We start from the raw sequence: 23,504 nt of genomic DNA on the forward strand, positions 1-23,504 counted from the left end.
ACGCGCCGCTCCCGGCGCGGCCGCCCAGGTTCCGGCTGCGGGCGGCGCCGGGGGGCGGGCGGACGGAACGTCACGAGGCCGCGGCCGCGGTGAGGTCGGGTCGGCGGGCGGCGAGGTCGAGGGGGCGGCCGTCGGGGTCGAGGGCGATCGCCCACAGACCGTGGGCGCAGTCGTGCAGGGGGGCGGGGCCCTGGCGGCCGACCTGGTGGTCGAGGTAGGTCACGGTGTCCTTGTGGTTGACGGCGTTCCAGGCGTGCGGGCGGCCGAAACCGTCCAGCGTCAGCAGGACGGCCTGGGAGCCGTGGCCGGCCCGACGCAGTTCGTCGGCCAGCCGGCCGACGGCCGTCGTGCCGTCGCCGAGGTCGCGGAAGGGTGCGCCGAGTTCGCGTTCGGCGCGGTCGCGGCCGCCGCGCTCGCCGGCGTCGCCCTCGGTGGGGATGCGCGGGGCGGCGCAGGTCGGGCGGCCGGTGAAGGTGTCGACGGCGGAGAGGGCGATCTCCAGGCTGTTGTTGGCCCGGCCGGGCCCGCGGTGGCCGCCGTCGTTGACGACCTCGGCCCAGCCGCCGGCCGCCGGGTCGGGGTGGCGCAGTGGCAGGCCGTCGGCGTCGCGGGGCGCGCGGCGCTCGATCTCGCGCTGGTGCTCGGGGTCGACCGGGGCGAGGCCGCCGGGCAGTCCGTACGGGCGGCTGTCGGCGATGGTCCGCAGCCGGACCACGTGCTCCTCCGGGCCGGAGCCGCGCCGCGCGCGCAGGGCGAGCTGGAGGGCCATCGCATGGGCGGTGGCGACCGGGACGGCGGCCCAGGCGAGCCCGGTCCCGCCCTCGGCCGGGGAGCCGTCGGGGCGGCGCCGGTGGTCGTCCGGGTGGAACTCGGGGCGTGCGGTGCCGGGGCCGACGACCGGCGGGGCGGCCGGGGACGGCGGGACGATCAGCGGGCCGGGGGCGGTGACGGGGTGCGGGGCGCCGGTGGCGGCGCGCGGGCCGCCACCGGCGCCGGGGCGGCCCTCGGCGACGGCGTGCTGTCCGGGCGCCGCGGTGCCGGACGCGCCGGACGCACCGGGCACCGGGGTGCCCGCGCCGACCGGGACGCCCACCAGGCCGGCCGGGCCGGCCGCTCCCGCCGCTCCTGGCGTGACCGGCGTGCCCGGGTGGACGCCACCCGCGGGCGCACCCGCGCCGACGCCGCCGCCGAACGGCGCCGGGCCGTGCCCGGCCGCCGGGGAGCCGACGCCGTAGCCGCCCGGGGCGGCCGGACCGCCGGCGAACGGTCCCCCGCCGGTGAACGGGGCCGGGCCGGCCGGCCCGGCCCCGACCGGCACGTTGAACGGGCCGGTGTAGGAGCTGCCGCCGTACGGGCCGCCGTGGGCGGAGCCCCCGCCCGACGGCGCGTCCGGCCCCGGCGTGTACGGCGGGTACGAGGCGGGTGCCGGGGGCGCGGGCGGGGCGAGCACCGAGTCCGTCCGCACGGTGACCGGCGCACCGCCGCCGGCGGCCGCGGCCGGCGCCGGGGCGGCCGGCGCCAGGGTGTAGTCCCCGTCGGACGGGCCGCCGCCGCTCCCGCCGCCGTGGTGCGCCGGGGCGGTCGGCCGTGCCGGGCCGTCCGCCTGGGCGGGCGGCGGGGTCCGGTCGCCGCCACCGGTCACCGGGCCGGTCCGCACGGGGGCCCGGCCGCCGTCGGCGCCGGACGCGTCCGCGCCGGGACCGCCGGAGCCGCCCGGGCCGTCGGAGCCCGCCGCGGCGGCGCCCCTGCCGTGCCCGCCGCTGTCCACGCCGGCCATGGCCACCACGTCGTCCGGCCCGGCCCCCGGCGCCCCGGGTGCCGCGGGGGCGCCCGGGGTGCCAGGGGTGCCCGGCAGCACGGCGCCCGGCCCGTCCGCGAGCGGGCCGCCCGGCCTGCCGTCCGGCCCGTGGCCGTTCCCGCGGCCGGCCGCCGCGAGGTCGGAGAGCGGTACGACGACCTCCTTGCCGTCCTTGTCGGTCAGCACCGGCCGGCCGTCCTTGCCGAGCACCGGCCGCCCGTGCTCGTCGAGCTTCACGGTGAGGTCCTCCACCCCGACCACCGGCCTGCCGTCCGCGCCCTGGACGACGAGCAGGCCGCCGGGGTCGGCCACCGGAGTGCCGTCGGCCCGGACGATGACCGGGTTGCCGTGCTCGTCCAGCACCGGCTTGCCCGTGCCGTCCACCTTCACCGAGAGGCCCGGCACGCCGACCACCGGCTTGCCGTCCTCGCCGATCACGGGCTTGCCGTCGCTGCCGGTCAGCACCGTCAGCCCGGCGCCGCCCGCGCCGAGGACACCGGGCTCGCCGAGCGCCACCGGCAGGCCAGCCGCCACCGGGTCGAAGGCGCCGCCGGGGCCGGTGGTGTACGAGGCCGGGCGGACGCCACCGGGGCCCACGGCCGGGTCGAGGCGCAGCAGGGCGACCACGGCGGGCTCCTTGAGCGTGCCGCTCAACCCCTCCTTCATGGCCCGGCCGAGCTCGTCCAGCAGCCCGCCGATCTTCAGCTTCGCGGCCTCGACGGCGACCGCCGCCGCCACCTCGGCGACCTTCTCGGTGGCGGCGTTCTGCACCTTGCCCGCCAGGGCGTTGACGCCCTGCTGGAGCCCGCCGAAGACGCCGCCCGGAGCGGCGCCGCCGTCCTTGGCGGTCGCGGTGGCGGCGGCGACCTCGGCGGCGGCCTGCTGGGCCGCCGCCGCCTGCTCCTCGGCCTTCTTCAGCTCGGCGGCCAGCTCGGTGAGGGTGGCGACGATGTCGCCCTTGCAGCTGTCGACGGCCCGGGCGGCCTGGTCGAAGGCGCCGGCGACCAGGCCGGTGGCGGAGTGGGCGTCGTCCAGGTGCCCCTTGCCGCTCCCGCTGAACGCCTGCCAGTACGCCTCGAAGGCCTCGACCGCGCGGCCGGAGTTGTCCCCGGCGACCCGCTTGGCGGAGTCCCCGCCGCGCTTGCCGAGACGCTCGGCCTCGATGCCGAAATCGCGCCAGAGCCCGGCCGCCTTGCGCAGCCCGTCCTCGTCGGCCTGCGGCCACTGGTGACCGGTCCTGGCCAGGACCGGTGCCAGCTCCTCGGGCAGCTTCCGGGACACGTGCCTCCCCCTTCGACGTGCGGAATTCGACGCGCGGACCGGACGGTGCGGACGTCGACGTGCGGGCTTCGGGCACCGCGGGCCTCGGGAACCGCGGGCTCCGGGAGCCGCGGAGCCCGCGCCGTGCGGGCCGTGGTGTGCGGGCCGTCGCGGGCCGTCCGCCGAGGGCGGCGGCACGGCACGGACGGGCCCGGTGTCAGGCCGACATGTCCTTGGGGACGGTCTTTCCGCCCGCCGGGGTTGCGCCCGGCCTCCCGCCCGGCGCCGCCGCACCGCCGAAGCCCGTCGCGGCCGAGGTGTCGGCGTCCGCGGTCCGCTCGGCCATGGAGTGCAGCCCCGAGCCGACCTGGCCGAGCCGGCCGGCCAGCCCGCGCAGCCCGCCGAGCAGGCCCCCGTGCGCGTCCTTGTAGACGGCGGCGAACCCGCTGCCCGGCTTGTCCAGCCCCCACGGGCTGCCGAGCGCGGCGAGCGACTGCTCCAGAGCGGTGGCGGCCTTCCCGAAGTCCTGCGAGATCTTCTCGAACTCCCGCCCCTCGCCGTGCAGTTCCCACGGCTTGATGACGAACCTGCCGCCTCCGCCCGCACCGGTGCTGCTGCCGCTGGCCATCCCCGTACCTCCCCGTAGCGGACCGGCCGCCATCCTAGGGCCGCCGCCGGGCGGGTCCGCAGGCCGCCGGGGACCTCTTCACCCCGCCTTCACGCCCACCGGCGCCCGGCGCCCGGGCCGTCACGCGGTGAAATCGCCGTGAACGCCCACGTCACGAGCGATTCCCACCGCCGCCGAGGCTCTACCCTTGCCGGGTGGCAGCAGCAGACACGTCCAAGAAGAAGTCCAAGACCGGGTCGACCGCGGTCGACCTCGCGATGCCCACCCTGCGTACCGAGGTCCCGCTCGACTTCCCGCGCGCCTGGGTCGAGTTCACCGACCCCGACGACGAGGAGCAGGTCTTCCGCTGCGACCTCACCTGGCTGACCTCCCGCTGGTCGTGCATCTTCGGCCAGGGGTGCCACGGCATCCGCGAGGGCCGCGGCGAGTCGGACGGCTGCTGCACGCTCGGCGCGCACTACTCGGACGAGGACGACGAGCAGCGCGTGGCCGGCCACGCCGCCCGGCTGACGCCCGAGATCTGGGAGAACTTCGCGCACGGCACCGACGCCAAGGGGCGGATCAAGGCCGACGACGGCATCACCATGCTCGACGAGGACGGCGACCGGCAGACCCGCCGGGTCAACGGCGCCTGCATCTTCGTCAACAGCCCGGGCTTCGCGGGCGGCGCCGGCTGCGCCCTGCACGCGCTCGCCCTCAAGGAGGGCCGGGAGCCGCTGGAGACCAAGCCCGACGTCTGCTGGCAGCTCCCGGTGCGCCGCACCTACGACTGGATCGACCGCCCGGACGACACCCGCTACCTCCAGGTCACCATCGGCGAGTACGACCGCCGCGGCTGGGGTCCGGGCGGCCACGAACTGCACTGGTGGTGCACCGGCAGCCCGGAGGCGCACACCGGCGCCGACCCGGTCTACGTCAGCTACCGCCCCGAGCTCACCGAGCTGATGGGCCGGGCCGCGTACGAGGTGCTGACCGGCCTCTGCGAGCAGCGGATCGCCACCAGGGGCGACCGCAAGGTGGCCCCGCACCCGGCCGATCCGGCCAGGCCGAAGAAGAAGCAGAAGTAGACGGCGCAGGCGGGGCCCGGGCGACCGGGCCCTACTTGTCGATGTCCCCGACGACGAAGAACATCGAGCCCAGGATCGCCACCATGTCGGCGACCAGGGTGCCGGGCAGCAGCTCGGTCAGCGCCTGGATGTTGTTGAAGGACGCCGAGCGGAGCTTGAGCCGCCACGGCGTCTTGTCGCCGCGGGACACCAGGTAGTAGCCGTTGACGCCGAGCGGGTTCTCCGTCCAGGCGTAGGTGCTGCCCTCGGGGGCCTTGAGCACCTTGGGCAGCCGCAGGTTGACCGGGCCGGGCGCCAGCGTGGCCAGCTTGTCGAGGCAGGCGTCGGCGAGGTCCAGCGCGTTGACGGTCTGCTCCAGCAGGCACTCGAAGCGGGCCAGGCAGTCGCCCTCCTCGCGGGTGACCACGGTCAGCACCGAGCGCAGCTCGTCCGAGCCGTACGCGAGGTAGGGCTCGTCGCGGCGCAGGTCGAAGTCGAGCCCGCTGGCGCGCGCGATCGGCCCGCTGACGCCGTACGCCTCGGCGTGCGCCCTGCTGAGCACGCCGACGCCGGCGGTGCGGGCGCGGAAGATCTCGTTGCCGAGGACGAGGTCCTCGAAGACCGGCAGCTGGGAGCGGACGACGGCGACCGCGGCGCGGACCCGGCCGAGCCAGCCGGCCGGGAGGTCCTCCTTGAGGCCGCCGACCCGGTTGAACATGTAGTGCATCCGGCCGCCGGAGGCCTCCTCCAGCACGTGCTGGAGGTCCTCGCGGCCGGAGAACGCGTGGAAGATCGGGGTGATCCCGCCCAGCTCCAGCGGGTAGGAGCCGAGGAACATCAGGTGGTTGAGCACCCGGTTCAGCTCGGCGAGCAGGGTGCGGATCCAGACCGCGCGCTCGGGCACCTCCATGCCGAGCATCCGCTCGACGCCCAGCACCACGCCCAGCTCGTTGGAGAAGGCGGAGAGCCAGTCGTGCCGGTTGGCCAGCATGATGATCTGCCGGTAGTCGCGCGCCTCGAAGAGCTTCTCCGCGCCGCGGTGCATGTAGCCGATCACCGGCTCGGCGGACACGATCCGCTCGCCGTCCAGCACCAGCTTCAGGCGCAGTACGCCGTGGGTCGCGGGGTGCTGCGGGCCGATGTTGAGCACCATGTCGGTGGTGCCCGCCTCGCCCGTGAAGTTCTCGGCTCCCGCCCCGATGCCGACCGTGGTCTCCCTCATGACCCCAGAGTCTGCCATCCCGGCATCATCTCCAAGCTCTCCGGCCCCTTCAGGATCTCGGGCAGTGGCATGCGGACGGCCTGCGCGAGCCAGCCGAACGAGCCCAGGCCCGCGGGGTCGGTCAGCTCGGCACCCTCGCCGGCGCCGCCGAGCGCCCGCAGGTAGGCCACCGGGTCGATGGAGGCCAGGGCGAGCGACGGGCGGGCGCCGCTGACGCCGAGCGCCCGCAGGGCGTCGCGCTGCGTCGTCCACAGGCTGTGGAGACCGGGCACCGCCACCGCGTCCAGCGCCACGTGCGCGGTGACGTCGCAGGAGCCGTCGGGCACCGGCGGCACCTCGCGGCCGGCCCGGAAGCCGGTCAGGGTGGCGAACAGCGGGCGCCGCCCGGCGGTGTGCCCGTAGTCGACGGCGACGGCCAGGCCGCGCTCCAGCCCGGCGACGGCGTGGGCCCAGGCCGCGTCCCGGGGCCCGCCGAACTCCACGAAGTCCCCCGGGTGGTCGACCGGCCACCAGCGGTCGGCCCAGGCGGCGTCCGCCGCGTCCGCCGGCCCGCCCGTCCGCTCGGTGCCGGTCGCGGTGTCCACCTCGGCGTAGCGCAGCACCCCGTCCTCGTCCACCTCGCCGGAGTCCAGCGGCACGTTGTCCAGCCACTCGTTGGCGAACAGCAGCCCGCTGACCCCGCGCGGCACCTCGTCCGTCCACAGGGCTGTGGGCGGCAGGCCGTCCGGCCGGTCGGCGATCTCCACGCCGTACGGCCGCAGCCGCGCGAGCACCGCGTCCGGCAGCTCGGCCAGCACGCCGGTCAGCAGCTCGCCGCGGCCCGCCCCGACGTCCACGAAGGCCAGCTCCTCCGGACGGCCGAGGGCCGCGTCCACCTCCAGCAGGAGCCGGGCCACCGCACGGGCGAACAGCGGGGAGGCGTGCACGGAGGTGCGGAAGTGCCCCGCCGGGCCCTCCGGCCTGCGGTAGAAGCCGCCGTCCGGGTCGTACAGGGCCTGTTCCATGGCGGCCCGCCACCGCATCCACGTCATGTGCCGGGACGCTACCGGGATCCGGACGCACCCTCCCAACCGGAGGCCGGGCTTCTCCGACCTAGGGAGTAGGACGGATCGCCCTCCCGGCGGACCTGGGCACACTGTGCGACTGCCTACGCTTGAGACGTGCATCGACTCAACGCCTGGCTCCGCCGTCACCCCATGGTGGTCGACTCCGCCTGGGCGTCGCTGGTGCTCTTCCTCGGCCTCCTGCCCGACAGCACCAACGCCACGGGCTGGAAGCTCGGCGTCTACTACGCCATCGCGGTCGTCATCCCGCTGCTGATGGTGTTCCGCCGCCGGTTCCCGAACCTGACCGTCGGCGTCGCCGGCGCGGTCGGGCTGCTCCAGGTCGCGCTCGGCGTGCCGGTGGGCGCCTCCAGCATCGGCTACCTGGTCTTCGCCTACACCGGCGCCGCCTTCGGAGCGGTCTGGACGTCGCGGCTCAGCCTGGCCGGCGGACTGCTGGCGGGGCCGCTGGTCCTCGGGCGCTTCCCGTCCGGCTACACGGACGACGACGGCGTCTGGCACGGGCAGCACCGCAGCACGGCCGAGTTCCTGCTGGTCTCCGCCCTGATGTCGACCCCGTTCATCCTCTGCTGGGCGTGGGGCCGGCTCACCCGGGTGCGCCGCGCCTACCTGGTCGAGCTGGAGGACCGCGCCGCCCGGCTGGAGCGCGAACGGGACGCCCAGGCCAAGGTGGCGGTCGCCGCCGAGCGGGCGCGGATCGCGCGCGAGCTGCACGACGTGGTCGCGCACAACGTCTCCGTCATGATCGTCCAGGCCGACGGCGCCGCCTACGTCCTGGACAACTCGCCCCAGCAGGCCAAGGAGGCGCTCGGCACGATCGCCTCCACCGGCCGCCAGGCGCTGGTCGAGATGCGCCGCCTGCTGGGCGTGCTGCGCACCGCCGACACCGCCGAGGAGTACGTGCCGCAGCCCGGCGTCGAGGAGCTGCCCGAGCTGCTGGACCAGGTCCGCACGGCCGGCCTCCAGGTGGACTTCGCCACCTCGGGCAACCCGCGCGAGCTGCCGCGCGGCGTCGAGCTGACCGTCTACCGGATCGTCCAGGAGGCGCTGACCAACGTCCGCAAGCACGGCGGCCCCGACGTCCACGCCCGGGTCTCGGTCGACTTCGGCGAGCGCGAGCTGGCCGTCCTGGTCGAGGACGACGGCCGCGGCTCCACCGACGAGCAACTGGCCACCGGCGGCATCGACGGCCAGGGCCACGGCCTGATCGGCATGCGCGAGCGCGTCGGCATGGTCAGCGGAAGCCTCGACGTCGGGCCACGCCCCGGCGGCGGCTTCCGGATCCGTGCCGTCCTGCCCCTCAAGACGGCACACTGACCCGGCCACCCCGCCGACCTCGTCGCCGCCACCAACCTAGGAGCCACCTTGACCATCCGCGTGATGCTCGTCGACGACCAGGAGCTGCTGCGCACGGGCTTCCGGATGATCCTGCAGTCGCAGGGCGACATCGAGATCGCCGCCGAGGCCGGCGACGGCGCGCAGGCCCTGGAGAAGCTGAAGCAGACACAGGTGGACGTGATCCTGATGGACGTCCGGATGCCCCGGCTGGACGGCGTGCAGGCCACCCGGCGGATCTGCCTCGCCGAGGACGGCAGCCCGCTGCCGGACGCCCCGCACGTCCTCATCCTCACCACCTTCGACCTCGACGAGTACGCCTTCGCCGCGCTCAAGGCCGGGGCCAGCGGCTTCCTGCTCAAGGACGTGCCGCCGACCGAGCTGGTGGCCGCGATCCGCGCGGTGCACGGCGGTGACGCGGTGGTCGCGCCGACCACCACCCGCCGCATGATCGACCGCTTCGCCGAGGTGCTGCCCACCCCGGCCAGCGCAGCGGGCCCGGACACCCTCGGCCCGCTCACCGAGCGCGAGCGCGAGGTCTTCCTGCTGGTCGCCCAGGGCCTGTCGAACGGCGAGATCGCCGCCCGGCTGGTGCTCTCCGAGGCCACCGTGAAGACCCACGTCGGCCGGATCCTGGCCAAGCTCGGCCTGCGCGACCGGGTCCAGGCCGTCGTCCTGGCCTACGAGGCGGGCCTGGTCCGGGCCGGCGCCACTGATTGAATCCGCCCGGGGCCGCCCCCGTAGAATGGGCCGGTGCGTCCGGTACCCGAAGAGGACCGGAACGGAGAGTGAGGACCAGGGCCGAGCCGTGAGTACGTCCGACAGTGCCGACTTCACCCCGGCCGACTTCGCCCCGCTCGCCGACGGTTTCGGCGACCCCGCCGACCCCGGCAACCGCCCCGCGCGGCTCGCCGTCGGCGTGGTCGGCACCGGCCGGGTCGGCCCCGCGCTCGGCGCCGCCCTCCAGCTCGCCGGCCACCGGGTGGTCGCCGCCTCCGGGGTCTCCGCCGCCTCCCGCCGCCGCGCCGACGCGCTGCTGCCGGGCGTGCGGATCGTCACCCCGCCGCAGGTGCTCGCCGCCGCCGACCTGGTGCTGCTCACCGTCCCCGACGACGCGCTGGCCGACCTGGTGGCCGGCCTCGCCTCGACCGGTTCGATCCGGCCCGGCCAGCTGGTCGTGCACACCTCGGGCGCGCACGGCGTCGCCGTCCTGGAGCCCGCCACCCGGGCCGGGGCGCTGCCGCTGGCGCTGCACCCCGCGATGACCTTCACCGGCACCTCCGTCGACCTGGCCCGCCTCGCCGGCTGCCCGTTCGGGGTGACCGCCCCGGACGAGCTGCGCCCGGTCGCCGAGGCGCTGGTGGTGGAGATGGGCGGCGAGCCCGAGTGGGTGCCGGAGGGCGTCCGCCCGCTCTACCACACGGCCCTCGCGCACGGCGCCAACCACCTGGTCACCCTGGTCGCGCAGGCGCTGGAGCTGCTGCGCACCGCCGGGGTCGCCGAGCCCGGCCGACTGCTCGGCCCACTGCTCGGCGCCGCCCTGGACAACAGCCTGCGCTCCGGCGACGCGGCCCTGACCGGCCCGGTCGCCCGGGGCGACACCGGCACCGTTCGGCGCCACCTGGCGCAGCTCAGTACGGTGTCCCCGGACATCCCGGCCGCCTACCGGGCGATGGCCCGCGCCACCGCCCAGCGGGCACTCGCGCACGGGACGATCGACGAAGCGTCGGCGGCGGCGCTGCTGGACGTACTGAACGAGGAGAGCTGACCACATGGCACGCGGCAAGCAGCCGGGCAAGGCCCAGCGGGCACCCAAGGTCCACCGGGCCGTCGTCACGCACACCGTCGCCGACTTCGAGGCGGCCTTCTGGCCGGACGAGCAGCCGGTGGACAACGCGGTCGTGATGACCATGGGCGCGCTGCACGAGGGCCACGCCGCGCTGATCCGCGCCGCCCGCAAGCAGGTCGGCCGGGAAGGCCGGGTCGCCGTCACCGTCTTCGTCAACCCGCTGCAGTTCGGCGCCGGCGAGGACCTGGAGCGCTACCCGCGCACCCTGGACGAGGACGTGCGCCTCGCCGAGGAGAACGGCGCCGACGTGGTCTTCGCGCCGTCGGTCGACGAGGTCTACCCGAACGGCGAGCCCCAGGTGCGCCTGGCGGCCGGCCCGATGGGCGAGCGCTACGAGGGCGCCACCCGCCCGGGCCACTTCGACGGCGTGCTGACCGTGGTCGCCAAGCTGCTGCACATCACCGACCCGGACTTCGCCTTCTTCGGCGAGAAGGACGCCCAGCAGCTGGCGATCATCCAGCGGATGGTGGCCGACCTCGACTTCGACGTCGAGATCGTGGGCGTGCCGACGATCCGCGAGGAGGACGGCCTGGCGCTCTCCTCCCGCAACCGCTACCTCTCCGACGAGGACCGCGTGCGCGCGCTCGCCCTCTCCAAGGCGCTCTTCGCCGGCCGCGACGCGGCCGCGCAGGGCCCGAAGGCCGTGCGCGAGGCCGCCGCGGCCGTCATCGCCTCCTCGATCGAGGAAGGCGGCGCCGAAGGCGTCACCCTCGACTACCTCGCCCTGATCGACCCGCACGACTTCACCGAGGCCGCGGACGACTTCCAGGGCGAGGCGGTGCTGGCCGTCGCCGCGAAGGTGGGCTCGACCCGCCTGATCGACAACGTCCACGTCATCTGCCGCTAGGCGGATGACCGACAAGCGCAGAATCTGCCGCTAGGCGGACGAGCGACAAGCACAGAATCGTCCGCCGGGCGGGACGGGCAGCACGCCCTGAACCGTCCGCCGGACGGGACGGGCAGCAGGCCCAGAACCGTCCGCCGCTGTATCCGGTATCCGAAGCACCACTAGGCATGCACTCACAGGAGGCGTGACCCCATGCTCCGCACCATGCTCAAGTCCAAGATCCACCGGGCCACCGTGACCCAGGCCGACCTGCACTACGTCGGCTCCGTCACGGTGGACGAGGACCTGCTCGACGCCGCCGACCTGCTCCCCGGCGAGCTGGTCCACATCGTCGACATCAACAACGGCGCCCGGCTGGAGACGTACACCATCGCCGGCCCGCGCGGCTCCGGCGTGATCGGCATCAACGGCGCCGCCGCCCGCCTCGTCCACCCGGGCGACCTCGTCATACTCATCGCCTACGGGCAGATGGACACCGCCGAGGCCAAGGGCTACGAGCCGAAGGTCGTCTTCGTGGACGCCGCCAACCGGATCACCGGCATGGGCGGCGACCCCGCCGAGGCCGGGGAGGGCACCGGGCTGCTCCGCGGTGACAAGGCGTACGGTGACGGCAACGACGCGGCCCCGACCGCCGCGCGCTGAAGGAGCCACTGAACGCCATGTCCGTCACGCACCGCCTCGCCGCCCCCGCCCCCGGCTGGACGACCACCACCGACGTCGTCGTGGTCGGCTCCGGCGTGGCCGGCCTCACCGTCGCCCTCAACGTCCGCAAGGCCGGCCTGCGGGCCGTGGTGGTCACCAAGGCGATGCTCGACGACGGCTCCACCCGCTGGGCCCAGGGCGGCATCGCCGCCGCCCTGGGCGAGGGCGACACCCCCGAGCAGCACCTCGACGACACCCTGGTGGCGGGCGCCGGGCTCTGCGACGAGGAGGCCGTGCGCACCCTCGTCACCGAGGGCCCCGACGCCGTCCGCCGGCTGATCGCCACCGGCGCCGCGTTCGACCGCGACGAGGCCGGCGAGATCCTGCTCACCCGCGAGGGCGGCCACCACCGGCGCCGGATCGCGCACGCGGGCGGGGACGCCACCGGCGCCGAGATATCGCGCGCACTGGTCACGGCCGTCCGCAGCGACCCCGGCCTGGAACTGATCGAGCACGCCCTCGTCCTCGACCTGCTGACCGACGCCGACGGCCATGCGGCCGGCCTGACCCTGCACGTGATGGGCGAGGGCCAGCGCGACGGCGTCGGCGCCATCCGGGCCCGCGCGGTGGTGCTCGCCACCGGCGGCATGGGCCAGGTCTTCTCGGCCACCACCAACCCGGCGGTCTCCACCGGCGACGGCGTGGCACTGGCGCTGCGGGCCGGCGCCGAGGTCACCGACCTGGAGTTCGTGCAGTTCCACCCGACCGTGCTCTGGCTCGGCCCGGAGGCCCAGGGCCAGCAGCCGCTGGTCTCCGAGGCGGTCCGCGGCGAGGGCGCCCACCTGGTCGACGCCGCCGGCACCCGCTTCATGCTCGGGCAGCACGAGCTGGCCGAGCTCGCCCCGCGCGACATCGTCGCCAAGGCGATCACCCGGCAGATGCAGCTCCAGGGCGCCGAGCACATGTACCTCGACGGGCGGCACTTCGGCGCCGCGATGTGGGAGCAGCGGTTCCCGACCATCCTCGCCTCCTGCCGCGCGCACGGCATCGACCCGGTCACCGAGCCGATCCCGGTCGCCCCGGCCGCGCACTACGCCTCCGGCGGCATCCGCACCGACCTGCGCGGCCGCACCAACGTCCCGGGCCTCTACGCCTGCGGCGAGGTGGCCTGCACCGGCGTGCACGGCGCCAACCGGCTGGCGTCCAACTCGCTCCTCGAAGGCCTGGTCTTCGCCGAGCGGATCGCCGCCGACCTGACCGACCTGCACCGTGCGGGCCGGCTGCCCGAGCGGTCGGTGGACGTCGCGGCCGCCCGCGCCGCGCACGCGGTGCCGCTGCCCGCGCCCGAGGCGCGGGCCGAGATCCAGCGGCTGATGTCGCGCGGCGCCGGCGTGCTGCGCTCGGCCGCGTCGATGGCGGGCACCGCGGCCGGCCTCGCCGAGCTCGCCGGGCAGGCCTGCGCGCACGCCGCCGAGGAGAAGCCGGCCGACCCCCGGGTGGAGACCTGGGAGGCCGCCAACCTCCTGCTGGTCGCCACCGCCCTGGTCGAGGCCGCCGCACAGCGTGCCGAGACCCGCGGCTGCCACTGGCGCGAGGACTTCCCCGAACGCGACGACGCCGGCTGGCGGCGCCACCTGATCACCACGCTCACCGCCTCCGGCGACCTTGTCAGCACCCCTGAGGAGCAGTAGAACCATGACCCACTCCCACGAGGAACTCCCCCTGGCCTCCCAGGGCGGCTGCGGCGACGGCTGCGCCTGCGGGGACGGCGAGGGCTACGAGACCGGCCTCGACCCGCAGCTCGCCGAGCTGCTGGAGGAGGCCGGCCTGGACCCGGTCGAGGTCGAGGACATCGCCTCCCTGGCGCTGGCCGAGGACCTGGCCGGCGGCGAGGACGTCACCTCGGTCGCCACCGTGCCGGCCGACGCCGTCGCCACCGCCGACTTCACCGCCCGCGAGGCCGGCGTGGTCGCCGGCCTGCGGATCGCCGAGGCCGTCGTCTCGCTGGTCTGCGAGGAGGAGTTCGAGGTCGAGCGGCACGTCCAGGACGGCGACCGGGTCGAGGCCGGCCAGGTGCTGCTCTCCGTCCGCAGCCGCACCCGCGACCTGCTGACGGCCGAGCGCAGCGCGCTCAACCTGCTCTGCCACCTCTCCGGCATCGCCACCGCGACCCGCGCCTGGGCGGACGCCCTGGAGGGCACCGGCGCGGTGGTCCGCGACACCCGCAAGACCACCCCGGGCCTGCGGGCGCTGCAGAAGTACGCGGTCCGCTGCGGCGGCGGCGCCAACCACCGGATGGCGCTCTCCGACGCGGCCCTGGTCAAGGACAACCACGTGGTCGCGGCCGGCGGTGTCGCCGAGGCGTTCCGGGCCGTCAAGGCCGCCTACCCCGACCTGCCGGTCGAGGTCGAGGTGGACACCCTGGAGCAGATCCCGCCGGTGCTGGAGGCCGGGGCCGACCTGATCCTGCTGGACAACTTCACCGTCCCGCAGCTCAAGGAGGCCGTCGCGCTGGTGGCCGGCCGGGCCCGGCTGGAGGCTTCCGGCGGCCTGACCCTGGCCACCGCGCACGAGGTCGCCCAGACTGGTGTCGACTACCTGGCCGTGGGCGCGCTCACGCACTCCTCGCCGATCCTGGACATCGGCCTCGACCTGCGCGCCTGATCACCTGATCGCCCCTCACGCAGAAGGCACCCATGCTGCTCACCATCGACGTCGGCAACACCCAGACCACACTCGGCCTGTTCGACGGCGAGGAAGTGGCCGAGCACTGGCGGATCTCCACCGATCCGCGCCGCACGGCCGACGAGCTGGCGGTGCTCCTCCAGGGGCTGATGGGCTCGCACACCGCGGTCAACGAGGCCGCGGTGGACGGCCTGGCGATCTGTTCGTCCGTCCCCTCGGTGCTCCACGAGTTCCGCGAGGTGACGCGCCGTTACTACGGCGACGTCCCCGCGGTCATCGTGGAGCCCGGGGTGAAGACGGGCGTGCACGTCCTGATGGACCACCCCAAGGAGGTCGGCGCCGACCGGATCGTCAACGCGCTGGCCGCCAACCACCTGTACGGCGGCCCGTGCATCGTGGTCGACTTCGGCACCGCCACCACCTTCGACGCGATCAACGCCCGCGGCGACTACGTCGGCGGGGCGATCGCCCCCGGCATCGAGATCTCGGTGGAGGCGCTCGGCGCGCGCGGTGCCCAGCTGCGCAAGATCGAGCTGGCCCGGCCGCGCAACGTGATCGGCAAGAACACCGTCGAGGGCATGCAGTCCGGCATCCTCTACGGCTTCGCCGGCCAGGTCGACGGCCTGGTCGACCGGATGGCCCGGGAGCTCGCCAAGGACCCGGACGACGTCCAGGTCATCGCCACCGGCGGGCTGGCCCCGCTGGTCCTCGGCGAGGCCGCCACGATCGACGTGCACGAGCCCTGGCTGACGCTGATCGGCCTGCGCCTGGTGTACGAGCGCAACCGCCCGACGGCCTGAGCCGCCGACGTCACCGCTTGGCGGCCTCGGCCGCGGCGGCGGCCGGGTTGCCGTCCCGGGGCGTGGCCGGGGCGGTCGGCGTGGCCGGGGTGCCGCTCGGGATGGCCGGGCCGGTCGGCTTGGCCGGGCCGGTGGGCTTCGATGGCCCGCGCGGCGGCTGCACCCGCGACGGGAGCGCCGCGCCGACCCCCGCCCAGCGCGAGTCGGTGGCCACCGCGGAGAGCTGCTGCGTGGTCAGCGGCGGGGCGGTACGGGTGACCGGGGTGCCCCGGTCGAGCGGCTTGCGGTTCCACTCCTGGATCATCAGGCTGTAGCCGGCCTTGGAGTACAGCTTCGCCGACCAGGTCTTGCTGCCCGCCGGCTCGTCGGCCCGGGTGCCCGCCTGGTAGACGATCAGCTGGGAGCCGTCCGCGAGGGTGGTGTCGGTGCAGGTGTCGCCGCCCGCGGCCAGGACCTGGGGCTCGGGGCAGCCCGGCGCCGGGACCATGGCGTCGGGGGTGCGCGTGACCCAGAACAGGATCTGGGCCTGGCCGTGGCCGTCGTCGTAGGTGAACCGTGCCTGCGGCGTGCCGCTCTCCGTCCCCCGGGCCTCGCCGGTCGTGCCGATGTCGATGGTGCCGGCCGGCAGCAGCTCGGTCAGCATGCCGAGGAACTCCTGGCCGGAGACCGGTGCGGCCGAGGGATCCCCGGCGGACGCCGGGCCGGCCTTGCCGGAGCCGCCCACCGCGCCGCTCGCGGCCACGCCGCCGACCCCGATCAGCGCCAGTGCGGCGGCTCCGGCCAGCACCGACGCCCGCCGGCGGCGGCGCAGCCGGCGGCCGTACGCCCAGCCGGAGTCGACCAGCGGGGTGGTCTCGGCGTGGAACACCTCCCCCGCGCGGCTGATCGCCTCGGCGAAGTCCTGCTCGTACTGGGTGTCGGGAAGGTCCCGGTCTGCGGGCATGCTGAACCACCGTTCCAGGTCGGTCGAGTGTGTCGAGTGTTGGGTGTGAATCGGTCCGGCTCGGGCTCTCAGCGCTCGGCGAGCGCGTCGAGACTGTCGCCGAGGACCGCGCGGATCCGGCCGAGCGCCCGGACCGTCCGGGTGCGGACCGCACCCGAACTGCTGCGCAGGATCTCGGAGGTCTCCTCGACGCTGCGGTCCTCCCAGTAGCGCAGGACGAGGACCGCCCGGTCGCGCGGCGCGAGCCTGGCGAGCGCGTCGACCAGGGTCAGCCGCAGCGCCGGGTCGCCCTCGCGGGCGGCGCCGTCCGGGACGGCCTCGACGGGCTGTTCGCCGCTGCTGCGGCGGCTGCGGTGCGAGAGGAAGGCCCGCACCAGCACGGTGTGCGCGTACCCGGCCGGGTTGTCGATCCGGGCGCGCGGGGTGAACCAGGAGGTGCGGTGCCACTGGACGTAGATCCGCCCGAGCGCCTCCTGGACCAGGTCCTCCGCCAGGTGGGTGTCCCCGCCGGTCAGGAGGCAGGCGGTGCGGTACAGGTTCGGGGTGCGCGCCGCCGCGAAGGCCCGGAAGTCCTCGTCCCGGGCCCGGCCCCCTGCCGTCCGAAGCTGACCTTCTCGTGCCATCTGCCGGGCTCCCCTGCGTCGTTTTCCCCTACACCTGAATGACCGGCGGCGGCCCGGGGATGTTACAGAGGTCCGCCGGGCACGGGTCCGCGGGGACGACGGGGGTTCGGCCGGGGGGTCGGCGGGGGTGCGGCAGGGGCCGCGGCCCGGCTCCTCTTCCCGGACGGCAGGCCATCTGATCTTCCGTCAATGGTGTTGTATACAAGCCTGGTTGACCCAGTCGTGAAACGTGGCCCGGGGGGCCGGATCGAGGGTGGGGGCGTGACGGAGTTCGAGGGGAAGGCCGGGACGGTCAAAACGGCCGGGGACGGGCCGGGCGACGGGCCGGAGCCATGGGAGGACGGTTCCGGGCGCCACGGGCTGCGGCGGCGCAGGCGGCTGCTCCTGGTCGTGGTGGCGGCCGCGGTGACCCTCTCCGGCGGCGGGCTGGCCGCCTCACTGGTGATCAAGTCGCCCGCGCAGGCGGCGGCGGAGAGCAAGCCGCCGCCGGCGGACGTGCTGACCGCACCGGTGGAGAAGCGGGTGCTGACCGACTCGGTGGTGGTCCGGGGGCTGGTGAGCGCCGGCCAGTCGGTGGACGTGGCACCGGCCGGCGGCGCAGCGGGCGGGGCCGGTGCCAAGCCGGTGGTGACCAAGCTGCCACTGAAGGCCGGCGACCAGGCCCAGGCCGGGCAGTCGGTGCTGGAGGTGGCCGGGCGGCCGGTGTTCGCCCTCAAGGGCGACCTCCCCGTCTACCGGGACCTCAGGCCCGGGGCCACCGGACAGGACGTCAAGCAGCTCCGGCAAGCCCTGAAGGAACTGGGCTTCGGCTCGGACGACGACCCCGAAGGCGCCTACGGCGCGGCGACCAAGGCCGCCGTGCAGGCCTTCTACGCGGCGCGCGGCTACGACCCGCTGCCCGCCTCCCCGGACGGCGACGCCCAGGTGTCGGCCGCCCAGGACGCGGTGACCGGCGGCGAACGGGCACTGTCCGACGCCAAGGACGCGCTGAAGGCCGCCCAGAGGCGGTACGACGACGCGGTGGCCGCCCAGCGGGCCCGGCAGTCCGCCCCGGCCCAGCCCTCCGCGACGGCCGCCCCGGGGGGCACCGCGGGTGCCTCTGCGGGTGCTGCCGCGGGAGACGCCGCCGGGGGCGCACCGGGCACCGCGGGTGCGGGCTCCACGGGTGCGGGCTCCACGGGCGCCGGGTCCGCCACCGGGGGCGCGGGCTCCGCCGGCGAGAACCCGGCGGACGCCGCCCGCACCGCCGTCGACACCGCCCAGAAGCAGGTGACCCGCGCCGGCGAGGACCTCGCCAAGCTCCGGAGGAAGGCCGCCGACGTCAGGGCCGCCACCGGCCCGATGGTCCCGGCCGCGGAGCTGCTCTTCCTCTCCGGCTTCCCCGCCCGCGTCGACGCCGTCACCGGCCGGATCGGCGGCGAGGTCAGCGGCAAGGTGCTGACGGTCTCGGCCGGGGCGCTGGTCGTCAGGGGCTCGCTGTCCGTCTCCGACAAGGGACTGGTCCACCCGGGCCAGCAGGTCGAGATCCTCTCCGAGCTGGCCGGGACCAAGGCCGCCGGCAAGGTGACGGCGGTCGCCGACACCCCCGGCGACCCCCAGCAGAGCGGCACCGGCGGCACCGGCGGCAGCGGCCAGCAGGGCGGTGGCACCAACCAGGGTGGCGGCACCGGCCAGGGCGGCGGCCCGGCCGGCTACCAGCTGGTGGTCGAGCCGGACGCCCCGCTCGACCCGAAGCTGGCCGGCCAGGACGTCCGCCTCACCGTGCGGGCCGCCTCCTCGGCCGGCCCGGTGCTGGTCGTCCCGCTGTCGGCGGTCTCCGCGACGGCGGACGGCAGGACCGTGGTGACGGTCTACGGGAACGGACAGCGCCGCCGGGTCGAGGTCACCCCGGGCACGGTCGGCGGCGGCAGCGCGGAGGTCCGGCCGCTGATCGAAGGCTCGCTCGGGCCCGGCGACCAGGTGATCGTCGGCGTGAAGGACGCGGACCGGGCGGGCGCCCCGTGAGCGCCCCCGTCATCGAGTTCCGCCAGGTCGGCCTGACCTACCCCGGGCCGCCCCCGGTCACCGCCCTCCAGCCCTGCGACCTGGCCGTCGAACCGGGCGAGTACGTCACGGTGACCGGCCCGTCCGGCTCCGGCAAGTCCACCTTCCTCAACATCGCCGGCCTGCTGGACACCCCCACCACCGGCCGGTACCTGCTGGACGGCATCGACACCGGTGCGCTCCCCGACGGCGACCGCACCGCGCTGCGCGGGCGCCGGATCGGCTTCGTCTTCCAGTCCTTCCACCTGCTGCCGCACCGCTCGGCGGCCGAGAACGTCGCCCTGGCCATGCTCTACACGTCCGCCCCCGGCCGCCGGGGCGCCGCCGAACGGCGGGAGCGGGCCCGCGCGGCCCTCGTCCAGGTGGGCCTCGGCCACCGGCTGGACGCCCTGCCGACCCGCCTCTCGGGCGGCGAACGGCAGCGGGTCGCGATCGCCCGGGCGCTGGTCGGACAACCCTCGCTGCTGCTCTGCGACGAGCCGACCGGCAACCTGGACACCGCCACCGCGGAGTCCGTCCTCGCCCTGCTGGACGAGCTGCACGCGGAGGGCCTGACCGTCCTGCTGATCACCCACGACCCCCAGGTGGCCGCCCGCGGCCGGCGGACGGTGGCGATCCGCGACGGCGTGCTGCGGGAGGTGGCCACGGCATGAGGCCACGCCGCCGCGCCCACGTGGTCGAGCCGTCCCGGCTGCCGCTGCGCGACCTGCTCTCCGAGGCCCTGGCCGGGGTGCTCCAGCGGCCCGCCCGCTCGGCGCTGACCGGCCTCGGCACCGTCCTCGGGGTCGGCGCCTTCGTCGCCGTCCTCGGACTGACCGCCACCACCTCGTCCCAGATCGACTCCCGGTTCAGCGTGCTGAGCGCGACCGAGGTGAGCGTGGAGGACACCGGCGGCCCGCGGCCGGAACTGACCCGGCTCTCCTTCCCCGCCGACGCCGACGCCCGCATCCAACGGCTGAACGGGGTCGAGGCGGCCGGCGTCTACTGGCCGGTGCGCCAGGCCACCGGCGCCGTCCGGGCCGCGCCGGTCGGCCGGCAGAACGGCGGGGACCAGGTGCCGGTGGTCGCCGCCTCGGCGGGCGTCCTGGCGGCGGCCGAACCGCAGCTGGTCCAGGGCCGGACCTTCGACTCCTGGCACGACGACACCGGGCGGCAGGTCGCCGTGCTCGGCGCCGCGACGGCGGCCCGGCTGGGGATCACCACGCTCGAAACCCAGCCCGCGATCTTCCTGGACGGCAAGCCGTTCACCGTCATCGGGATCATCGGCGACGTCCGGCGCAAGGCCGACCTGCTGCTCTCCGTCACCGTGCCGCGCGGGGCCGCCGAGCGGCTCTGGGGCCCGCCCGACCGGGAGCGGGCGAAGATGATCATCTCCACCAGGATCGGCGCGGCCCAGCAGATCGCCGGCGAGGCCGCGCTCGCCCTGGACCCGGCCCACCCGGAGAACTTCAAACCGGTACCGCCCCCGGACCCGCGCACCCTGCGGTCCAACGTCACCTCCGACCTCGACCAGCTCTTCCTGCTGCTCGCCGGGATCTGCCTGGTGATCGGCGCGGTCGGGATCGCCAACACCACCCTGGTCGCCGTCCTGGAGCGGACCGGCGAGATCGGCCTGCGCCGGGCGCTGGGCGCCAAGGGCCGCCACATCACCGGCCAGTTCCTCACCGAGTCGGCCTCGCTGGGGCTGGTCGGCGGCCTGGTCGGCACCTCGCTCGGGGTGCTCACGGTGCTCGGCGTGGCCCTGGCCCGCGACTGGACCCCGGTGGTCGCGCCGGCGACGGTGGCCGCCGCGCCGCTCGTCGGCCTCGCCACCGGCCTGCTGGCCGGCGTCTACCCGGCCTGGCGCGCGGCCCGGATCCAGCCCGCGGAGGCGCTGCGGCGCTGACGCCGCCCCCGGGGGGGCGCCAGGACCGCACCGACCGCAGGCGCCGGACGGACAGCCCGCCGGATGTCCCGCTGTACGCCCGGCGGGACATTCGGCGGGCCGAACGTGGGGCATCGGCGCGACGTTACCGACAAATCGGATATTCCTCACGTAGTGTCAACCCATGCCTACGCCACACGGATCGCGCGGCGGCATGGCTTTCAGCGCCGACGAAGTCCGCGTGCTGCGCCGCGCCCTCGCCCAAGCCCTGCACCCTGCCGTCCCCGCCCACCTCCAGGCCCCCGGCGGGCTGCCGTTCACCGCCACGGGCGCCGAGTTGTGGGCCGAGGACGTCCAGGACGCCCTGCGCCTGACCGAGGCGATCGACGAGGCCGTCCAGGAGGGCGGCCGGTTGCGCGCCTTCCTGCTCGCCGACCTCGGCCGCTACCGGGCCGCGCTGCCCGGCAGCGCCGGCGGCTACCTGGAACGCCTGGAGGAGGCGGTCACCGACGGCTACCTCCCCGGCCCCGAGGACCTCACCGCACTGCGCGGACTGACCCGCCAGCCCTGCGGCCAGCACGAACGGTCCCGCCGCTCACGACTGGCCGGCCGCTGCCACGCACTCGCCGAGGCCGCCGTCCGCGAGCGGCTCGCCCTCACCACCGGCCACCGCCACCTCGTCGCCGTACCGAGCCCCGCCGCACCCCCGAGCAGTCTCCCCATCCCTGTTGGAGGACGGATCCCGATGAGCAGCACCGACGCCGGCGCCGACCAGCCCGCCACCCCCGCGTCCGCGCCCCGCCCGCACCGGATGCCCACCCCGGCCGAGCTCTTCGGGCGCCGCCCCAAGCCCCCGGCCCGCCCCGAGGCCCCCGCCGAGACGGAGGAACTGGAGCTGGCCACCGGCACCGGCTGACCGCGCCCGCCCGCGAAGGGGGGAGACCGCACGCCTGCGGTCTCCCCCCTTCGGCGTGCCGCGACGGGCGGCGCGGATATCCCGTGGCGGAGCACGGTGTGTGGCTGGCTACCCTTGTGGGGTGAGCGATCAGAGCCCCCTCCCCGCGACCGACGACCTTCCCGAGCAGATGCGCGTCCGGCGCGAGAAGCTGGACCGGCTCCGGGCGGCCGGCGTCGACCCGTACCCGGTCGGCTTCCCCCGGACCAGCACCATCGCGGACCTCCGTGCCAAGCACCCTGACCTGGCGCCGGACACCGCGACCGGCGAGCGGGCCGGCATCACCGGCCGCGTGATCCTCTCCCGGACGGGCGGCAAGCTCTGCTTCGCCACCCTGCGCGACGGCTCCGGCGACCTCCAGGTGATGCTCTCCCTGGACAAGCTGGGCGAGGAGCGGCTGGCCGCCTGGAAGTCCGACATCGACCTCGGCGACCAGGTCGGCGTCGAGGGCGAGGTGATCACCTCCCGCCGCGGCGAGCTGTCGGTGATGGTGGACAGCTGGGCGCTCACCGCCAAGTGCCTGCGCCCGCTGCCGGACAAGCACAAGGGCCTGACCGACCCGGAGGCCCGGGTCCGCCAGCGGTACGTCGACCTGATCGTCAACCCCGAGGCCCGCGAGATCCTGCACCTGCGCTCCAAGGTGGTCCGCTCGATCCGCCGCACCTACGAGGAGCGCGGCTACATCGAGGTCGAGACCCCGATGCTCCAGCCGGTGCACGGCGGCGCCAACGCGCGCCCGTTCAAGACGCACATCAACGCGTACGACATCGACCTCTTCATGCGGATCGCCCCCGAGCTGTACCTCAAGCGGCTGGTGGTCGGCGGCGCGGAGAAGGTCTTCGAGATCAACCGCAACTTCCGCAACGAGGGCGCCGACTCCACCCACAACCCCGAGTTCACCTCGCTGGAGTCGTACGAGGCCTACGGCGACTACGACACCCAGGCCGAGCTGATCCGGGCGACGATCATCAACGCCGCCCGCGACGCGCTGGGCACCACGGTGATCCGCGGCCTCGACCCGCACGGCGTCGAGCACGAGATCGACCTGGCCGAGCCGTGGGCCGAGGTCAGCGTCTACCCCGGCATCTCCGCCCACCTGGGCACCGAGGTCACCCCGGAGACCTCGGTCGAGGAGCTGCGCAAGCTGGCCGCCGAGCACGGCATCCCCTTCGAGAAGGAGTGGGGCCACGGCCAGATCGTGCTGGAGATGGTCGAGCGCCTGCTGGAGGAGAACGCCGTCGCGCCGACCTTCATCAAGGACTACCCGACCGAGGTCTCCCCGCTGACCCGCCAGCACCGCTCGGTCGCGGGCGTGGCCGAGAAGTGGGACCTGGTGATCTTCGGCACCGAGATCGGCACCGCCTACTCCGAGCTGGTCGACCCGGTCGAGCAGCGCGCCCGCCTGACCGCGCAGTCCCTGCTGGCGGCGGGCGGCGACGTCGAGGCGATGCAGGTCGACGAGGACTTCCTGCGGGCCCTGGAGTACGCGATGCCGCCCACCGGCGGCCTCGGCCTCGGGGTGGACCGCCTGATCATGCTGCTCACCGGCAAGAACATCCGGGAGACCGTGCTCTTCCCCCTGGTCAAGCCGGAGCCCAAGGCGTCCGCCGCCACCGCGGCGGAGAAGACCGAGGAGGAGTGACCTGATGGACTACGTCAGCGCGATCGTCCCGCCGCTGGTCATGGCGATCGGCTTCGGCTTCCTGGTGCGGGCCATCATCCGCAGCCAGGGCGGGGCCCAGAAGGCCAAGGAGGACCTGGTCGACTGACCCGTCAGCCGCCCACGAACACCGGCGCGCCGCCCTTCCCGAATCCCGGGGGGGGCGGCGGGCCGGGGTGGTGGGACTTGCCAAGAGTTTCCCCAGTACCTACCAAAACTGGCCGCCCTAATGGTGGCTCT

The 23,504-nt window shown here is 75.4% G+C and carries 21 protein-coding genes; 15 read left to right on the forward strand and 6 right to left on the reverse strand.

What is annotated here, in order from left to right:
* Positions 1 to 70: 70 nt before the first annotated feature.
* Positions 71 to 3,079 carry a toxin glutamine deamidase domain-containing protein gene (locus tag ACFC1F_RS13970; protein ID WP_376158101.1) on the reverse strand — a complete coding sequence of 1,003 codons (3,009 nt, stop codon included), beginning with the start codon at positions 3,077 to 3,079 and terminating at the stop codon, positions 71 to 73.
* 196 nt (positions 3,080 to 3,275) lie between these two features.
* Positions 3,276 to 3,686, reverse strand: coding sequence for a hypothetical protein (locus tag ACFC1F_RS13975; RefSeq protein ID WP_209413633.1), 411 nt, complete (start codon positions 3,684 to 3,686; stop codon positions 3,276 to 3,278).
* Positions 3,687 to 3,943: 257 nt separating this feature from the next.
* Here ACFC1F_RS13975 and ACFC1F_RS13980 point away from each other — a divergent pair, with 257 nt between their 5' ends.
* The gene (locus ACFC1F_RS13980; RefSeq protein ID WP_209413807.1) at positions 3,944 to 4,753 is read left to right on the forward strand and encodes a hypothetical protein; all 810 of its coding nucleotides are present in this window, start codon (positions 3,944 to 3,946) and stop codon (positions 4,751 to 4,753) included.
* 31 nt (positions 4,754 to 4,784) lie between these two features.
* Here ACFC1F_RS13980 and ACFC1F_RS13985 read toward each other — a convergent pair whose 3' ends face one another.
* Positions 4,785 to 5,954: an NADH-quinone oxidoreductase subunit D gene (locus tag ACFC1F_RS13985; RefSeq protein WP_148644236.1), complete on the reverse strand. Its 1,170-nt coding sequence runs from the start codon at positions 5,952 to 5,954 to the stop codon at positions 4,785 to 4,787.
* Entirely contained in the window at positions 5,951 to 6,985 is a 1,035-nt protein-coding gene (locus tag ACFC1F_RS13990; protein ID WP_376158104.1) for an SAM-dependent methyltransferase, read from the reverse strand. The genes ACFC1F_RS13985 and ACFC1F_RS13990 overlap by 4 nt, the downstream gene beginning before the upstream one ends.
* 165 nt (positions 6,986 to 7,150) lie before the next feature.
* Here ACFC1F_RS13990 and ACFC1F_RS13995 point away from each other — a divergent pair, with 165 nt between their 5' ends.
* The 8 genes from ACFC1F_RS13995 (at position 7,151) to ACFC1F_RS14030 (ending at position 15,176) form a co-directional block, all read left to right on the forward strand.
* Complete coding sequence (locus ACFC1F_RS13995; RefSeq protein WP_245205171.1) at positions 7,151 to 8,335, forward strand: sensor histidine kinase; 1,185 nt, start codon at positions 7,151 to 7,153, stop codon at positions 8,333 to 8,335.
* A 48-nt stretch (positions 8,336 to 8,383) separates the two neighbouring features.
* Positions 8,384 to 9,073, forward strand: coding sequence for a response regulator transcription factor (locus ACFC1F_RS14000; RefSeq protein ID WP_209413636.1), 690 nt, complete (start codon positions 8,384 to 8,386; stop codon positions 9,071 to 9,073).
* Between the two features lie 88 nt (positions 9,074 to 9,161).
* Positions 9,162 to 10,121 carry a Rossmann-like and DUF2520 domain-containing protein gene (locus ACFC1F_RS14005; protein WP_374106066.1) on the forward strand — a complete coding sequence of 320 codons (960 nt, stop codon included), beginning with the start codon at positions 9,162 to 9,164 and terminating at the stop codon, positions 10,119 to 10,121.
* 4 nt (positions 10,122 to 10,125) lie between these two features.
* Complete coding sequence (gene panC, locus ACFC1F_RS14010) at positions 10,126 to 11,049, forward strand: pantoate--beta-alanine ligase (protein ID WP_376158108.1); 924 nt, start codon at positions 10,126 to 10,128, stop codon at positions 11,047 to 11,049.
* Between the two features lie 192 nt (positions 11,050 to 11,241).
* Complete coding sequence (gene panD / locus ACFC1F_RS14015; RefSeq protein ID WP_209413639.1) at positions 11,242 to 11,691, forward strand: aspartate 1-decarboxylase; 450 nt, start codon at positions 11,242 to 11,244, stop codon at positions 11,689 to 11,691.
* 17 nt (positions 11,692 to 11,708) lie between these two features.
* On the forward strand, positions 11,709 to 13,382 hold the full coding sequence (locus ACFC1F_RS14020) for an L-aspartate oxidase (protein WP_376158111.1): 1,674 nt from the start codon (positions 11,709 to 11,711) through the stop codon (positions 13,380 to 13,382).
* 4 nt (positions 13,383 to 13,386) lie between these two features.
* Positions 13,387 to 14,355, forward strand: a complete 969-nt coding sequence (gene nadC, locus ACFC1F_RS14025) for a carboxylating nicotinate-nucleotide diphosphorylase (RefSeq protein WP_209413641.1) — start codon at positions 13,387 to 13,389, stop codon at positions 14,353 to 14,355.
* A 32-nt stretch (positions 14,356 to 14,387) separates the two neighbouring features.
* Positions 14,388 to 15,176 carry a type III pantothenate kinase gene (locus tag ACFC1F_RS14030; RefSeq protein WP_148644227.1) on the forward strand — a complete coding sequence of 263 codons (789 nt, stop codon included), beginning with the start codon at positions 14,388 to 14,390 and terminating at the stop codon, positions 15,174 to 15,176.
* A gap of 10 nt (positions 15,177 to 15,186) precedes the next feature.
* On the opposite strand, the gene ACFC1F_RS14035 is transcribed toward ACFC1F_RS14030, so the two are convergent.
* Entirely contained in the window at positions 15,187 to 16,119 is a 933-nt protein-coding gene (locus ACFC1F_RS14035) for a hypothetical protein (protein WP_376158114.1), read from the reverse strand.
* A 68-nt stretch (positions 16,120 to 16,187) separates the two neighbouring features.
* Positions 16,188 to 16,742 carry a SigE family RNA polymerase sigma factor gene (locus ACFC1F_RS14040; RefSeq protein WP_376158117.1) on the reverse strand — a complete coding sequence of 185 codons (555 nt, stop codon included), beginning with the start codon at positions 16,740 to 16,742 and terminating at the stop codon, positions 16,188 to 16,190.
* 261 nt (positions 16,743 to 17,003) lie between these two features.
* Here ACFC1F_RS14040 and ACFC1F_RS14045 point away from each other — a divergent pair, with 261 nt between their 5' ends.
* From ACFC1F_RS14045 to ACFC1F_RS14070, 6 genes are all read left to right on the forward strand, one after another.
* The gene (locus tag ACFC1F_RS14045; RefSeq protein WP_376158120.1) at positions 17,004 to 18,746 is read left to right on the forward strand and encodes a peptidoglycan-binding protein; all 1,743 of its coding nucleotides are present in this window, start codon (positions 17,004 to 17,006) and stop codon (positions 18,744 to 18,746) included.
* Positions 18,743 to 19,438 (forward strand): ABC transporter ATP-binding protein, encoded by a 696-nt coding sequence (locus tag ACFC1F_RS14050; protein WP_376158123.1) that lies wholly within the window; start codon positions 18,743 to 18,745, stop codon positions 19,436 to 19,438. The genes ACFC1F_RS14045 and ACFC1F_RS14050 overlap by 4 nt, the downstream gene beginning before the upstream one ends.
* Positions 19,435 to 20,670, forward strand: coding sequence for an ABC transporter permease (locus ACFC1F_RS14055; protein ID WP_209413646.1), 1,236 nt, complete (start codon positions 19,435 to 19,437; stop codon positions 20,668 to 20,670). The genes ACFC1F_RS14050 and ACFC1F_RS14055 overlap by 4 nt, the downstream gene beginning before the upstream one ends.
* 163 nt (positions 20,671 to 20,833) lie before the next feature.
* Positions 20,834 to 21,565, forward strand: a complete 732-nt coding sequence (locus tag ACFC1F_RS14060) for a hypothetical protein (protein ID WP_376158127.1) — start codon at positions 20,834 to 20,836, stop codon at positions 21,563 to 21,565.
* Between the two features lie 121 nt (positions 21,566 to 21,686).
* A complete protein-coding gene (lysX, locus tag ACFC1F_RS14065) occupies positions 21,687 to 23,246 on the forward strand; it encodes a bifunctional lysylphosphatidylglycerol synthetase/lysine--tRNA ligase LysX (RefSeq protein ID WP_148644220.1) in 1,560 nt (519 codons plus the stop codon).
* 4 nt (positions 23,247 to 23,250) lie between these two features.
* Positions 23,251 to 23,373 (forward strand): hypothetical protein, encoded by a 123-nt coding sequence (locus ACFC1F_RS14070; RefSeq protein ID WP_256463529.1) that lies wholly within the window; start codon positions 23,251 to 23,253, stop codon positions 23,371 to 23,373.
* The last annotated feature ends 131 nt before the right edge of the window (positions 23,374 to 23,504 follow it).

This window comes from Kitasatospora sp. NPDC056181 (genome assembly GCF_042266225.1).
GTDB lineage: Bacteria > Actinomycetota > Actinomycetes > Streptomycetales > Streptomycetaceae > Kitasatospora.